The sequence below is a fragment of the Nonlabens sp. Ci31 genome, from assembly GCF_012974865.1.
Lineage (GTDB): Bacteria > Bacteroidota > Bacteroidia > Flavobacteriales > Flavobacteriaceae > Nonlabens.
In genome coordinates this window covers 2,313,393-2,328,299 of the sequence record NZ_CP043633.1, presented here as the reverse complement: position 1 = coordinate 2,328,299, position 14,907 = coordinate 2,313,393, and the positions used below count along the sequence as shown (strand labels likewise).

The 14,907-nt window shown below is 36.3% G+C and carries 13 protein-coding genes; 7 read left to right on the top strand and 6 right to left on the bottom strand.

Going from position 1 to position 14,907, the window contains the following annotated elements; genetic code table 11:
- Positions 1 to 13 precede the first annotated feature (13 nt).
- The 5 genes from pta to F0365_RS10255 form a co-directional block, all read right to left on the bottom strand.
- Positions 14 to 2,122, bottom strand: coding sequence for a phosphate acetyltransferase (gene pta, locus F0365_RS10275; RefSeq protein WP_169933604.1), 2,109 nt, complete (start codon positions 2,120 to 2,122; stop codon positions 14 to 16).
- A gap of 9 nt (positions 2,123 to 2,131) precedes the next feature.
- Positions 2,132 to 2,497 carry an arsenate reductase family protein gene (locus tag F0365_RS10270; RefSeq protein WP_169933603.1) on the bottom strand — a complete coding sequence of 122 codons (366 nt, stop codon included), beginning with the start codon at positions 2,495 to 2,497 and terminating at the stop codon, positions 2,132 to 2,134.
- Positions 2,498 to 2,499: 2 nt separating this feature from the next.
- Positions 2,500 to 2,700: a hypothetical protein gene (locus F0365_RS10265; protein WP_169933602.1), complete on the bottom strand. Its 201-nt coding sequence runs from the start codon at positions 2,698 to 2,700 to the stop codon at positions 2,500 to 2,502.
- 45 nt (positions 2,701 to 2,745) lie between these two features.
- Positions 2,746 to 3,213, bottom strand: a complete 468-nt coding sequence (locus tag F0365_RS10260) for a hypothetical protein (RefSeq protein ID WP_169933601.1) — start codon at positions 3,211 to 3,213, stop codon at positions 2,746 to 2,748.
- A 271-nt stretch (positions 3,214 to 3,484) separates the two neighbouring features.
- Positions 3,485 to 4,426: an aldo/keto reductase gene (locus F0365_RS10255; protein ID WP_169933600.1), complete on the bottom strand. Its 942-nt coding sequence runs from the start codon at positions 4,424 to 4,426 to the stop codon at positions 3,485 to 3,487.
- A gap of 454 nt (positions 4,427 to 4,880) precedes the next feature.
- On the opposite strand from F0365_RS10255, the gene F0365_RS10250 reads away from it, so the two are divergent.
- A complete protein-coding gene (locus F0365_RS10250; protein ID WP_169933599.1) occupies positions 4,881 to 5,483 on the top strand; it encodes a WG repeat-containing protein in 603 nt (200 codons plus the stop codon).
- Between the two features lie 238 nt (positions 5,484 to 5,721).
- Positions 5,722 to 7,032 carry a dicarboxylate/amino acid:cation symporter gene (locus F0365_RS10245; protein ID WP_169933598.1) on the top strand — a complete coding sequence of 437 codons (1,311 nt, stop codon included), beginning with the start codon at positions 5,722 to 5,724 and terminating at the stop codon, positions 7,030 to 7,032.
- An 18-nt stretch (positions 7,033 to 7,050) separates the two neighbouring features.
- Here the strand turns inward: F0365_RS10245 and F0365_RS10240 are convergent, their stop codons facing one another.
- Positions 7,051 to 7,431, bottom strand: a complete 381-nt coding sequence (locus F0365_RS10240; protein WP_169933597.1) for a hypothetical protein — start codon at positions 7,429 to 7,431, stop codon at positions 7,051 to 7,053.
- A gap of 744 nt (positions 7,432 to 8,175) precedes the next feature.
- Between F0365_RS10240 and F0365_RS10235 the strand changes: the two genes are divergently transcribed.
- The 5 genes from F0365_RS10235 to F0365_RS10215 all read left to right on the top strand — a co-directional run bounded on the left by F0365_RS10235 (position 8,176) and on the right by F0365_RS10215 (position 14,810).
- Positions 8,176 to 10,527 (top strand): transglycosylase domain-containing protein, encoded by a 2,352-nt coding sequence (locus F0365_RS10235; protein WP_169933596.1) that lies wholly within the window; start codon positions 8,176 to 8,178, stop codon positions 10,525 to 10,527.
- Positions 10,528 to 11,027: 500 nt separating this feature from the next.
- On the top strand, positions 11,028 to 11,447 hold the full coding sequence (locus F0365_RS10230) for a terminase gpP N-terminus-related DNA-binding protein (RefSeq protein ID WP_169933595.1): 420 nt from the start codon (positions 11,028 to 11,030) through the stop codon (positions 11,445 to 11,447).
- Between the two features lie 110 nt (positions 11,448 to 11,557).
- On the top strand, positions 11,558 to 12,805 hold the full coding sequence (locus tag F0365_RS10225) for a hypothetical protein (RefSeq protein ID WP_169933594.1): 1,248 nt from the start codon (positions 11,558 to 11,560) through the stop codon (positions 12,803 to 12,805).
- A 12-nt stretch (positions 12,806 to 12,817) separates the two neighbouring features.
- A complete protein-coding gene (locus F0365_RS10220) occupies positions 12,818 to 13,078 on the top strand; it encodes a DUF4212 domain-containing protein (protein WP_169933593.1) in 261 nt (86 codons plus the stop codon).
- A 25-nt stretch (positions 13,079 to 13,103) separates the two neighbouring features.
- Entirely contained in the window at positions 13,104 to 14,810 is a 1,707-nt protein-coding gene (locus F0365_RS10215; protein WP_169933592.1) for a sodium:solute symporter family protein, read from the top strand.
- Positions 14,811 to 14,907 lie beyond the last annotated feature (97 nt).

The window sequence follows — 14,907 nt, the reverse complement described above, 5'->3', positions numbered from 1 at the left end:
CTTGTTTTTTGATTTAAACTCCTTGAGCTTGAATGGCAGTAACTACAACCGTATTAAAAATATCCTCTACGGTACAGCCTCTACTTAAGTCATTCACCGGTTTATTTAAACCCTGAATGATGGGCCCAATTGCAAGAGCTTTGGTCTCTCGTTGTACGGCCTTGTAAGTATTATTACCTGTATTGAGGTCAGGAAAGATAAACACATTAGCCTGTCCTGCTACTTCAGAGTCAGGCATTTTTGCTTTTCCGATTTTCATATCTACCGCGGCATCATACTGTATAGGGCCTTCTACTTTTAGATCAGGGCGTTTTTGCTTAATTAATTCTGTTGCTATACGCACACGCTCTACATCTTCCCCTTTTCCCGAAACACCAGAGGAATAAGATAGCATAGCAATCTTAGGCTCTATACCAAATGCCCGACTTGTTGCTGCAGAAGAAATTGCTATTTCAGCAAGCTGCTCTGCTGTTGGGTTGGGATTGATCGCGCAGTCTCCAAATACAGAAACACGGTCTTCTAGACACATAAAAAATACAGAGGATACGATAGAGGCTTCAGGTTTTGTTTTTATAAATTGAAGTGCTGGCATTATGGTGTGCTGGGTAGTGTGAGCGGCTCCTGAGACCATCCCGTCTGCCTTTCCTTGATAGACCATCATAGTTCCAAAATAAGACACATCTTCCATCAAATCTTTTGCCATGGCAAGATTTACATTTTTGTGTTTTCTCAGCTCGTATAACGCTTTCGCGAAAGCGTCAAAATCTACAGATTTAACAGGATTAATAATAGTCACTTTATCTAGATCTAAGTCTATGTCTAGGAACGCAATTTTATCTTCTATCTGCTCTTTATCACCCAATAAGGTTATGAATGCTGCATCTGCATCAATAAGCTGTTTGGTGGCTCTTAAAATACGCTCGTCAAGTCCTTCTGGCAGTACGATGTGTTTTTTGTTGGACTTTGCCTGTTTTAATAGGTTGTACTGAAACATTCTAGGAGTAATTCCTTTCGTTTTAAAGGTAATGAGACGTTCTACCAGCGCATCTTCTTGCACATAAGTATCAAAATCCTTTATGGAGGTTTCTATCTTTTGTATGTTCTGTGCGTAGATTTGTGATTTTATAGTTCCTATATGGTTTGCAACCGAGAAGGTGCCCCCTTTTACTGAAATGATGGGAACTACCTCTGCAAGACCTTCGATCAGTTTAATAATCGCCTCTTCTGGTAAAAGACCACCAGTAAGCACAATACCTGATATAGCGGGATAATTAACTGAAATATTTGCTTGTAAAGCTCCCAATATAATATCTGCTCTATCGCCTGGGGTTATCACAAGACTATTTTCTTTTAGATGGGTGAGGTAATGACGTAATTGCATGGCCCCTACGCTAAAATATCCTGCTTGATTATTGATATGAGATTCTCCAAAAAGCACCGTCGCATGTAGCTCTTCAACAATTTCTTTGATAGACGGATTAGACAGAATAGGATTTAATGGTATCGCATTTACAATGACGTTAGAAGGCAACTGTTTCCTTAACTCAGCAACTATTAAAGCTTGATTCTCTGGTGCTACTTTATTAGCAATTACAGATAAAACTTCCACCTCCCTATCTTTAAAAGAATCATAAGTAATTTGAAGATCACTGACCAATCCTTCTAGAGTACTTCCCTCACCACTAGCTAAAATGATCGCTGGAATACCTAAGTTTTTTGCGATGACTACATTAATATCAAGTTCGATCATAGAGCCTTGTCCAGAAAAACTGGTCCCTTCTACAATGACAAAATCAAAACGCTTTTCAATAGCCTTGTATTTGTTAATAATAGTATGGATGATTTCATCATCTTTATCCTCATTTATTTTACGTAATACATCGCTTCGTTGAAAAGCATATGCATCTTCAAATTTAATATCTAGATTAAAAAAGGAGGTGATCGTATTAATATGATTATCTAGCTTACCTGGCTCAATATCATCGATGATGGGTCTAAAATAGCCTACTTTAACGACCTTCTTTAATAGCAATTGCATCAATCCTATAGATACAATGGACTTACCACTATTGGAAGATGTGGTGGCAATATAAATGGCTTTGTTCGTTGCTTTATTCGTCATATACTCGATCTATATTTTAATGATATCTGCGGGAGTTTCTACTAAGATAGTCGTATCACCTCTTAAAGCAATAGGCTGTTTCATAAGCTGCGGATTATGCTGTATCATTTTTATCCAATCGTCTGTAGATAATTTGTGATGTTCAAAAATAGATGAATATGCAGGGTGTTCTTGGTTGACAAGGTCTGCTACTTCTTTATGCAATCTACTAGCAAGCTCGACTATTTGCGTTCCAGTAAGTTTTGTTTTTAAGATATCTATTTCTTGAATGGGCAATCCTTCAGCTTTAGCATACGCCAAAGTTTGTTTTGCCCTCGAAGACTTTGAGCTATAGAACAATGTTATTTGCCGATCTGATTTTGCTATTTCTCCCATGATCAATTCTTATGAGTCTCTATATGGTGTTGAAGTAGTTGCTTTAGACTTTTCAGATACTCTTTCATTACCTCCTCATCCACATGTGGATGACTAGAGGTGGCAAGAGTGATTGGGTTTTCATCTAAAGAACGATAGAGCTCCGGATAATTGGTTTCCATCTTAGTCGTAAGTTCTGTTATTTCTAATAGTAGATCTTTCATAGTTGCGTTTATTTTTTACCTATTCCTTAGTTTATGGAATAAAAATTATGGGGTAATTGGGGTAATGATGTTGAGTTGTCTCACCAGTTCTTCTCCCTCCATAATGTATTCTGTAATTTTAAAAACTTCTCTTCGATTCTTTCTAAAGTCTTTTACAAATTGAGTAAGCTCCTCTTCAAGAGTTCCATGTTCGTCTCTAAATTGATGTGAATCATATCTAAAAGGATCATCACTGCAGTGGCTGAGATGATGTAAATGCTTGTTGGTTCTTTCCAATAACAAAGCAGCTTGTTTATCTACTTGGAGTAAGTTGATTTCTATTTCCTGAACCATATCAATATGCTCCTTTTTTGAAATCCATAGAAAATATTTATCGATAAGATGGTGTAGAAATCTGATATCGTCTCTAAAAAACAAAAGATCTGTTTTCCATTGTTCTGATAGGATGTATAGCTTTTGCCAGCTGGCTTCTTGAATGTAATTGTCCTTCGGCCTATTTCTGAAATCACTCATTATATGAAGTTTTAGAAAGTAAATGTAGAAATGCCACTTGCCGTATCAAATGATATATATCACTTATCTATATCAAATTATAAGGCTCCACAGGTGATCACTACCCCTACTAAGTCGATTACTTAATATTATAAAGTCGCCGGCTTAAGCACCTTCTCGGTGATGATCTAAAGTGTTTAACAAAAGACTTTGTATTTAATTTTAGTTAGTTAGGCACTACTTTCTATTCTTCTTTGAAAAAGAATATAAAGCCCAACAGGCCTCATTCTATCTACCAGGGTAGATCAAGAAGCTTCACTTCGTTTTGATAAAAATCTTCCAATTTTTGAACCAATTCTTTGGGCATAGGACGTTCTGCGCTTTCTAAATTACTTTTTAACTGAGCAATGGAAGTAGTACCTGGGATAACGGTTGAAATCGCATCGTATGCTAAACAAAATGAAATCGCTGCCTGTGCGAGACGATTTTCATGGTCTATTATATTTTTTACTTTTTTTATCAAATTACTTCTGGTGATAATATCCATTTTTGACCATCGGTTTCTGATACCGCTAAAAGTACTTTCTGCGTTATATGTACCTGAAAGCCATCCAGAATCAAGAGGGATTTTTGCAATAATTGCAACATCCTTTTTTTGTGCCAAAGCAAATGCTGAAGCCGTATCTTGATGGAGTATATTAAAAAATGCCTCGATAACTTTAGCTTTTGTGGTATCCATAAAAAGCTTCATATCCTCAGAAGTATCGAGGGAAGCTCCGTAGGCATTGATTTTACCTTCTTTGATTAACTCTTCAAACACCTCATAATGTGGGTTTTTATTTCCGTCTAGATATTCAATAGGCGGGCTGTGCATGATGACAGAATCTATATAATCTGTTTGTAATCTTTTCAAACTACCTTCTACTGATTCACGGATGTAATTGGAATCATAATTGATCCTTCCTGAAACCGTATGACCAAATTTTGTGTTGATCACTACCTTACTTCTATCCAAAGGGTGTAAGGCTGTTCCAAGCCTTATCTCACTTGTCCCATGACCATAATTAGGTGCGGTATCAAAAAAATTCACTCCAGATGCTACAGAGTTATGAACCAGATCAATAGCTTGTTTTTCAGACATACTTTTCCAGCCCGAATTTTCACCTAATTGCCAGGTTCCTAAACCAATTTCAGAAACTAATGTGGACTTTTTGATGTAGGTATTGTATTTCATTTTATTGAATATTAAGGTTGATAAGGAAGTACTTACTAGTTTTATGAAGTGAAAGAAGCACAATATACCGTATCACAAGCTACTTTACAGACCTAAGAAACCTCTTTTAAAGCAAATTTATAGAACAGATTTAGAAGAACCTTTTGTTTTCCATACCTAAGACACTTCGACAAGCCTTAAACCTATAAAAAAGAAGCAAACGTAAGTTCTTAAGTTATAGAAATTCTACTTAGAACAAAGGTGTTTCTCCTAACAGGCGTCTGATATAGGAGTAAAAAAAATGACCGTTATCGCAGAAATTCATATGAATGATGTCATAAGACTCATAGATATTTGTACCACCTATTCCTGTTCCCTAAATAACTTATTTCGCTAAATTCAACTGACATTCATCATTTTATTAGATAAGATAGCAACTTAATTTCACCCAAATAGAAACCCTAAAATTAAAATTATGAAAGCTCTTAAATTAATACTGGTATTCCTTTTCTGTATAGTTGACCCCGCAAGTGCACAACAACTTGAAAATATCGACAAAATAGGTGATTTTAATGATGGCCTTATAGCGGTAAGCAAAGATAATAGCTGGGGTTTTATAGATCTCCATGGAACACTTGTTATAGACTTTAGAAAAGACGTTGTAGCTGCGCCAGAGCAGTATCCTTTGTTTAGTAACGGCTTGTGTCTTATCAAAGAAATGCGAGAAAACGTCCACTATTATGGTTATATAAATACCAAAGGGGAAACAGTGATACCGACAGTATATATAGTTGCAACTGCGTTTGAAAATGGTTATGCGAGGGTTATTAAGCATTATAAAACAGATACGAATGGCACCAATGTACTAGGTAAGGATATAGTAAGCTATAGTTATAATGAATTAATTATCACCACTGAAAACAAGATGGCTTTACACATCCGTGGACCGTATAACTTATTGTTTTACAAATTAAAATTACAACAAGACATCCCTACTATACACTCTAAATTCATAAGCCCTCATCTTATAGCCGTTACAGAGGATAATAACAGGTTTAGCATTTTAAAAGTAGAGTAAGTAAAAGGTTGTTTATATCAAGTTTTAAAGTCTATTGTGGTCTCGTTTATAGTTGTTTGTTTCGCTTTCGCGAAAGCGGAAATAAAAACCACCTAAGCATCCCAATTTTACTTTGGTATCGGGTATAAACACCTGCCGTATTAGTTTTTATAAGACATGATTATAAAGCGCCTCATTTTTAAATAGATAAAAAGCAACCAATGTTTTGATACTCTTATCAAACATTAAGAATAAATATATGATAGAATTCAGATCTCTTAATAACCTATCTGTTCATTTAGATCAGCTTATTAAAGGCCGTTTGTGGCTTAAAGTAATTATCGGCCTCCTTTTAGGGGCTGGAATAGGAGTTCTACTCAATCCATCAACAGGATTAGTTCCAGAAAACATGAGTTTGCTGATGGCTGATTGGTTGGACCTTCCTGGTAAGATTTTTATGAGAATGGTTCAAATGATTATGATTCCATTGATATTTACATCCATAATTACTGGAATTGTAGGGAACACGTCAGATAACCTTAAAACCTTTGGTCTTCGATTGTTGTTATATTTCATTTTTACCACATCCATAGCCATAGTGATAGGAGTAGTTGTAACACTAATTTTGAAACCTGGTCAATATATTTTTGAGCTAGGTGGGTTTCCTAACAGTGGTCAGAGCCCAATAGTGCCTGATGAACAAACGGATATTATCGGTAACATTCCTAACGCGATATCTAACCTTATTCCTAATAATCCGATGGAGTCTATTCTAACAGGAGAAATGTTGGGTGTGGTCATTTTTACCATTATTATAGGTGTAGCAATTACCCAACTTCGTACAGAAACAGCAAAGCCTATCGTTCGGTTTTCTGAAGCCATTCAAAAAATATGCATGATTGTAGTGTCCTGGGCAATGATGCTCGTTCCTTACGCCGTTTTTGGTTTAATGGCTGCCTTACTCTCAAGAACCAGTATTGAAATATTCCTTGGTCTCGGGTATTACATGATTGTGGTAATTATAGGCCTGCTCGTATTATTGATATTCTATTTGATACTGGTATCAGTAGTTACTAATAAGAATCCGTTTGCCTTTTTAAAAGCGATCAAAGAACCTCAACTACTCGCCTTTTCCACAGCAAGCTCGGCAGCAGTGATGCCCATTTCTATGAAAACAGCTGATGAAGAGTTAGGAGTATCTTCACATATCAGTGACTTTGTCGTCCCTATTGGCGCTACCATCAATATGGATGGAACGGCATTGTTCCAATGTGTGACCACTTTATTTATGGCGCAAGCCTATGGTATAGAATTGTCTGTGATGAGTCTTCTATTAATCACCTTTACAGTGGTAGCAGCTTCTATAGGGACACCTGCTATTCCTGGGGGTGGCGTTATTATTCTTGCATCTGTATTACAAAGCGCAGGCATTCCTATTGATGGCCTAATAATCATTATAGGTATTGATCGTATTTTAGGAATGTTTAGGACTGCTGTTAATGTAACCGGTGATTTGACAGCATGCGTGATATTTGACAAGTTTTACGGGACAAAATCAGATACCAACTAATATATATCAGGAACTGTTTTATAGATGTTCAAAATAATTCCTAACAAAAGCAACCTTCTTGTTCTCGGTCATTTTATCGGCCGCTTTAGTTTCTATTTTTATATGCTTAAAACGTAAATCGGCATTCACGTAATTATACAGTTCTGTTTTTGCATTGGTTGGACCAAATAAAAGCACGTGTTCAAATTTTAAAATAACAGCTGCAATTTTCTTGTAGTAAGCTTCATGCATTTGCTGTCTTTTGTTATGCATCAGGTTTTCACTTCTACTCAAGGCCTCTTCTTGTGTGTCAAAAGTAAAATCTGATACTATCGAATGATTGTCTTTTTTAGACTCTAAGTCTATCAAATTTGCAGTAGAATGATCCATCCAAATGCCTAATGTTTTTTGTTTTTTCATTATATAGATATTTAATTTTATACGGAGACATTATCGCTGCACACCTCACGCCTTTTAGGAGTTCGTCCGACTTGATTAGTCTGCGATTTATTTTTCTACAGAGGTGTTTCTAGAGGTGAATAAATAAGTCACATTGAAACGGTAGGAATCAACCCCTAGTTCTATATGCTACTTAGATGTATACTTTATTACTACTTCAACAAACTTCTACGGCCTAGAAATCGTCGTGTGACTAGATGGCTTTTCTTTATTTATAACAGCTCATCTGTAAAACTAGCTGTTACCTAAAGGAATACCAATGACTTAAATCATGAAATTTAAGATGATTCCTATGTATATAGGAGATGTGAAAAAATATGAACTCCTGTAGTATTGTTTGTCTGAACGCTTGGTTCTGTCGTCATAGCAGTGCTTGGTAATTATCTAATAGACTCATCAAAATAATTCCCTCCTGTGTGCAGGTCTTCACTTTCAAAGTAGTAATAAGCTTAGTTGCAATAGGACATAGCTGGAGTAAGAGGTCCATGTTTTTAGCTATTCACCAAATAACATTCTCTTTCCTAAATCTTTCAATGGCTTAAATACTAGGTAGCAGAGGATTGTTGTTTATATCAACATGGAACTACTCCTTATTATTTGTATCATTCAGATATTAAATAAAAACAATGGGAATCATAAAAGTTGAACTTACTACTGTAAAACAAGCTACATTCGTTTCAAATATTCCTTTAGAATTTTCAAATTATGGCAACATCATTTCGACAAAAAATAGCCGCTAAAGCAACGAGCTTTTTCAATTATTTGAAAAAGCATCCATTTAAGTCCCTAGGTTATTTGATGCTTGCAGGTGTTTCTTTTGTCGCGATTTTGTTTTTAGGTACTTATATGGGACTATTCGGTCATGTGCCCAATGAAAAGGAATTGGCCAAGCTTGAAAACCCAGTAACATCTACCGTTTATGGAAGTGATAAAAAGCCTATCGCCTATTTCTATCTTCAAAATCGCAGTAATATTGATTCCTTAGAATTAAATCCATATCTGATAAAGGCATTAGTAGCCACAGAAGATGTGCGATTTTACGATCATTCAGGTATCGACTATAAAAGTTATGCCCGAGTTTTTGTAAAGTCTATTTTAATGCAACAAGGAAAAGGCGGCGGTAGTACCATTACCCAGCAAATAGCAAAAAATATTTTTGGCCGCAAAGAAATGTGGCTATTGAGTACACCCATCAATAAGATGCGGGAACTTATTATAGCAAAACGTTTAGAGAAAATTTATACTAAAGAAGAACTGCTGTTACTGTATTTTAATACCGTATCCTTTGGTGAAAACCTTTACGGGATCGAGAAGTCTGCACAACGATTTTTCAGTAAGACCCCTTCAAATTTAAGCCTTTCAGAATGTGCCACACTGGTAGGAGTCCTCAAAGCACCCACCTATTACAATCCAAGAAAAAACCCTATCAACTCGACAAACCGTAGAAACGTTGTGCTGGCGCAAATGGTAAAAAATAGCGCCATTACTCAGAAAGAGGCTGATGTCGCTACAACGGAGTTGACACTTAGATACAGTCCAGCTCAAAAAAACTCTTCGCTTTCTGGATATTACAAAGATTACGTCAGAGCAGAATTTAACTCTTGGGCAGCAAATCATCCTGCTCCTAATGGAGAAATTTATGATCTAGAATTAGACGGTTTACAGGTTTACACTACGCTGCAACCTAATATTCAGAAATATGCAGAGCAATCCATGGAACGACAAATGCTCAGGTTGCAAAACTTGATGGATAAGAACTGGACCAGTAAAACCACTGAAGGTGGAAAGCAAGCCTTTATGTCAAACCTGATGTCCATTCAGCCAATTGTCAAAAAAATGCTTGCCGAAGGAAAAACAGAAAACGAAATCAACCAATACCTGCAAAAAACTCAAGCGAGAAGGTACTGGAAAATAGGAAAAGGATTTGAGCTGCGACAGCAGACTGTAGAAGACAGTATTATCAGTTCGTTAGTGCGTTTACACACGGGTATTCTCGCTATGAACAGCCGTAGTGGCGCCATTATGGGGTATTTAGGCGGTATTGATTACGGATTCTCACAAATAGATAACATAAAAGGTAAAAATCAGGTAGGCTCTACGTTCAAACCTATCACCTATCTCACGGCCTTAGAGCAAGGAGTTGATCCGTGCACTTATTACGACAACTCCCTTCGTAAGTATAGTAAATACGAAGACTGGCAACCCAAAAATAGCAACGGCACCTATGGAGGCAGCTACAGTTTACACGGTGCACTAGCTAATAGTGTAAATACCGTATCAGCAACATTGCAATTACAAGTAGGTGTTCCAAATACGATCAAAAAAGCAAAAAAAATGGGCATTACCTCTGATATTCCAGAGGTTCCTTCTATAGTTTTGGGAACAGCTCCTATTAGCTTAATGGAAATGGTAACCGCATACGCGAGCATTTCTAATGGTGGAAGTCTTATAAAACCCTACATGATTCAAACCATAACCGATCAAAAAGGAACTATTTTGTACCAAGCAAAGCCCAAATATGAAGGCAATGTGGCGAGTAGACACAGTGTGAAAAAACTTCAACAAATGATGGGAGAAGTTTTGACAAATGGAACTGGTGCTGGATTTAGCAATTATGAGATTCCTTATAACATCATAGGAAAAACAGGTACCACACAAAATAATGGAGACGGTTGGTTTATTGCTTGCTCCCCAGAAATAGTGATAGGTTCCTGGGTAGGCGCTCGAGATAAGCGAGTCCATTTTGAAAGCACTTACATGGGTAGTGGCGCTGGAACCGCAATGCCTATGGTAGCATCTATGTTTAAAAGTTTAAGCAGTTGGAAGAACCCCTTGTTGACTAATTTTGAATACGACCAACCCTACTTTTCCTGTCCTGAATACAGTGAGAAAAACGCTTTAGAGTCTACTAGCTATTATAAAAATGATAGTATATACTTAGAAAGTCTAAGAATCAGAGATTCCTTATTAGCAAATCCACCCATTAAGATAGACAGTGTTTTGATGGATAGCCTTGCGGTCCCTTTACCTGCCGTTGAACCTACTAAGGAGTTGTGATCGACTTTCTAAGAATTGTACCGCTGGATACCTTATAAGCTATTTTTTTACATTGAATAGTAATTTAATAAGTCCAACTGACACCAAATTGAGCATCAAATGTCGTTATAAATTGTTTCTTTTTTATTTTTCTATCGTTGAAAAATAGAACCGTGACAAAGGCTATGCTTGTATTTTTAGCCTTATTAAAACAAAAAAAAATCAATTTATTACACCGACATTTAAAATTCATAATGGTATTATACGGATATAAAAAGACACTTTTTATAGAGGACTAATTTGCTTGTCTGAACATATAATAGTTCCATTTCAGACGTTTAAAATTTATAAAACACTTAAATTTTCTAAGATTATACCCATCATAATTCTGACTGATTTAAATATTTTAAAATTAGTCAGGTTGGATTTTACATTATTCATTTATAATAAAATCAGTTAATTCTTATCTATAAATATCAATTATATTGCTAAATTAATATATTTATGCTAAATTAGTATATATGAAAATTCAAATATGTCCTAATTGCAATTCTGATAGAAACATTAAAAGTGGGATTGTAAATAACAGACAACGATACAAGTGTAAAGAATGTCAATACTTCTTCTCTGTCAATAAGATAGGAAAGAAAATTGATGATTATTACGTAAATAAATCACTTCAGTTATATTTAGAAGGCTTATCCTATCGCGAGATCGAGCGTATTCTAGGAATCTCCCATGTGAGTATCATGAATTGGGTAAAAAAATACAATATCAAACGTCCCTATAATTCTAATTACCATCCCACTTACAAGATCTTAAACGGTATCGAGTTAGGGGAGTATTTTACTAATACCATCAATATCAAAGGTGCTGGTGTTGTTGTTACCGAACTAGGAGATAAATTTATGCTCATAAAATGGGAGCGTTTCAAAGATTAACTATAGGTATTTACCAATTAAGTATATTGATTTTTAATTAACAGATTGTTTTTAGGAGTTTAGCGGTGCATACAAAACCAATTTAGTCATTCACTAAACCTTAAAACTTTATGAGAAAACAAACTTTAATACTGTTGGGATTATCTTTCCTATCCTATCAATTTATGATTGCCCAAGGCTCTCCTGATTATACAGGAGGGCTTACCTATAAATTCAATGAAGATGGATCAAAATACCTGCGTTTCATATCATGGGCACAAGTTCAAGCTAATTATAATACAGATGAGACAGTAGACTCCAATGGTAATGAAAACAGCAAGTTAAATTTTAATTTAAGGCGCGCTCGTGTTTTGATGTATGCACAAATCAACAAGAACTTTTTAATTTTAACTCATTTTGGCCTTAATAATGTAACCAGCTCCACCCTAAGTCCAACAGGAAAAGGAGATGGATCTCAACTCTTTTTTCATGATGTCTGGGCACAATATAGTTTAGGAACTGATCATACCGTAGGTGGTGGGTTACATTATTTTAATGGTATTTCAAGATTAAATAATCAAAGCACTTTAAACATGATGACGTTAGACAACCATCGTCAGTCATGGGCTACCATTGGGCTATCAGATCAATTTGCACGTCATTTAGGAGTGTTTGCAAAAGGTAAATTCGGTAAACTTCAATATAGAGTTGCTATAAATGATGCCGCTGTTTCTTCCTTAGACAGTCGTGTGGCAGCCGCTGGTGGTGATGCTGTTTATAACGGTAGAGCCTCATTGGGTTCAAAGGACGCAGGAAAAACATATTCAGGATATTTTGATTATCACTTTTTTGACTCAGAATCCAATGTTTTACCTTATAAAGTAGGAACCTATCTAGGTGGTAAAAAAATATTCAATGTTGGAGCTGGATTCTTTTTACATCCTAAAGGATCTGTCATCAACACAGGCTCTTTAACTACGCCTGAACTCCAAGGAGAAGATGTTTCCATTTTTGCAATAGATGCTTTTTATGACACTCCATTAAGTGATGACGGTAGTGCATTAACTGCGTACGCGGTTTTTCAATCTAATAATTATGGAAAAAACTATTTATTCAGTGCCTATGGAACTGGAAGTATGTTTTACGGCCACGTAGGCTATGTCTTCAAAGGTGATAAAGCATCAACAAGATACCAACCTTACGTAAGCTATGGTTCCCATAGTTATGACGCAGTAACTGATAATAGAAGCACTTTGGGCCTAGGTGTGAACGCTTATATGAGCGGTCATAATTCCAAACTAACATTAGAATATAAGACCGAAAACTTCGGTGCGATAGAAGATAATATTATTTCGCTTCAAGCGATGATTTATTTATAAAACAAAAACATTATGACTGATAAACAAAAAAACGCAACGGCTTACTGGAAGGAAAACCTGCGGTACTTAACCATATTACTAACCATCTGGTTCTTCGTCTCATTTGTCTGTGGAATTCTATTAGTAGATGAATTAAACTCCATACGGCTGGGCGGCTTCAAATTAGGATTCTGGTTTGCACAACAGGGATCTATTTATGTATTTGTTGTCCTGATATTCGTCTATATAAGATTGATGAATAAACTGGATAAAAAATACGGAGTTGACGAATAAAATAACTTAAAAAAATAAAAATATTATGGGAATATTAACTTGGACGTGGATACTCGTAGGAACCTCATTTGCACTCTATATAGGCATAGCCATATGGGCGAGAGCAGGATCATCAAAAGAATTTTATGTTGCTGGTGGTGGCGTTCACCCTATCGTTAACGGTATGGCAACAGCTGCTGACTGGATGTCTGCCGCATCATTTATATCACTAGCAGGAATTGTATCCTTTGGAGGTTATGATGGATCTGTATATTTAATGGGGTGGACTGGAGGATACGTGCTAATGGCCTTATTACTCGCTCCCTATCTCAGGAAATTTGGGAAATTTACAGTACCCGATTTTATTGGAGACAGATACTATTCTAACCTAGCACGTATAGTTGCTGTAATTGCAGCATTAATTGTCTCGTTTACTTATGTTGCTGGTCAGATGAGAGGTGTAGGAATTGTTTTTTCTAGATACCTAGAGGTAGAAATCGAAACTGGCGTTTACATAGGTATGGCGATTGTACTTTTTTATGCCGTTCTAGGTGGCATGAAAGGAATTACCTATACACAAGTAGCGCAATATTGCGTTCTTATTTTTGCTTTCATGGTACCTGCTATTTTTATATCTTTTGAAATGACCGGTAATGTCATTCCTCAAATAGGATTAGGTCAGGCAGGAGAAGATGGTACCTATCTTTTAGATAAATTAGACGGTTTGCACGCACAATTAGGCTTTAGTGAATATACAACAGGAAGCAAATCTACTATGGATATATTTGCCATAACACTTGCTTTAATGGCCGGTACAGCTGGACTACCGCACGTTATTGTTCGTTTCTTTACCGTTAAACGTGTAAAAGATGCGCGTAAGTCTGCAGGTTGGGCTTTATTATTCATTGCCATTATGTACACCACAATTCCAGCAGTTGCCGTATTTGCAAGAGTCAATTTAATAGAAACAGTAAGCAACAAGAACTACGCAGATTTACCAGAATGGTTTGGTAACTGGGAAAAGACGGGTCTTATAGAGTTTGAAGATAAAAATGGTGATGGCGTTATACAATACGTTGCAGATAAAAGCACGAATGAACTGACTATAGACCGCGATATTATGGTACTGGCAAATCCAGAGATTGCAAGATTGCCTAATTGGGTAATTGCTTTAGTAGGCGCAGGTGGTCTAGCCGCTGCATTATCCACTGCTGCAGGACTTTTATTAGTAATTGCTTCTTCTATCTCTCACGATTTATTCAAAAAAATCTTAACCCCTAAAATTTCTGAAAAAGGAGAACTTATCGCTGCGCGTGTCGCTGCTGCAGTAGCTGTTGTTATTGCTGGTTATTTTGGTATCAATCCGCCAGGATTTGTAGCTGCTGTCGTCGCACTAGCTTTTGGACTAGCCGCCGCCTCATTTTTTCCTGCAATTGTCTTAGGAATATTTGACAAACGCATGAATAAGGAGGGCGCTATTGCAGGTATGATCACAGGACTAACATTAATGCTTTTCTATATGTTGAAATTCAAATTTGGAATATTTGATGGTGGAAAAGAAGCTGTTGAAGGATTAAAATCTAGTTATTGGTTTGGTATTTCTCCAGAAGGGTTTGGAACCGTTGCCATGTTTGTAAACTTTGTAGTATCAATTGTTATTTCTAGAATGACTCCTGCTCCACCCATAAACGTTCAAGAAATAGTAGAAAATATAAGAATACCTTCTAACGCTGGAGAAGCATCTGGTCACTAAGAAACCGTATTTTTAATAGTTAGGAATCAGCATCGCAATATTTGTGATGCTGATTTTCTTAATTGAGCTCCAGCAGTTAAGGAGTTTGTAACATACG

Coding starts and splice junctions, on each gene's coding strand:
- pta (WP_169933604.1), bottom strand. CDS start 2,122: ATGACGAATAAAGCAACGAACAAAGCCATTTATATTGCCACCACATCT.
- F0365_RS10270 (WP_169933603.1), bottom strand. CDS start 2,497: ATGGGAGAAATAGCAAAATCAGATCGGCAAATAACATTGTTCTATAGC.
- F0365_RS10265 (WP_169933602.1), bottom strand. CDS start 2,700: ATGAAAGATCTACTATTAGAAATAACAGAACTTACGACTAAGATGGAA.
- F0365_RS10260 (WP_169933601.1), bottom strand. CDS start 3,213: ATGAGTGATTTCAGAAATAGGCCGAAGGACAATTACATTCAAGAAGCC.
- F0365_RS10255 (WP_169933600.1), bottom strand. CDS start 4,426: ATGAAATACAATACCTACATCAAAAAGTCCACATTAGTTTCTGAAATT.
- F0365_RS10250 (WP_169933599.1), top strand. CDS start 4,881: ATGAAAGCTCTTAAATTAATACTGGTATTCCTTTTCTGTATAGTTGAC.
- F0365_RS10245 (WP_169933598.1), top strand. CDS start 5,722: ATGATAGAATTCAGATCTCTTAATAACCTATCTGTTCATTTAGATCAG.
- F0365_RS10240 (WP_169933597.1), bottom strand. CDS start 7,431: ATGAAAAAACAAAAAACATTAGGCATTTGGATGGATCATTCTACTGCA.
- F0365_RS10235 (WP_169933596.1), top strand. CDS start 8,176: ATGGCAACATCATTTCGACAAAAAATAGCCGCTAAAGCAACGAGCTTT.
- F0365_RS10230 (WP_169933595.1), top strand. CDS start 11,028: ATGAAAATTCAAATATGTCCTAATTGCAATTCTGATAGAAACATTAAA.
- F0365_RS10225 (WP_169933594.1), top strand. CDS start 11,558: ATGAGAAAACAAACTTTAATACTGTTGGGATTATCTTTCCTATCCTAT.
- F0365_RS10220 (WP_169933593.1), top strand. CDS start 12,818: ATGACTGATAAACAAAAAAACGCAACGGCTTACTGGAAGGAAAACCTG.
- F0365_RS10215 (WP_169933592.1), top strand. CDS start 13,104: ATGGGAATATTAACTTGGACGTGGATACTCGTAGGAACCTCATTTGCA.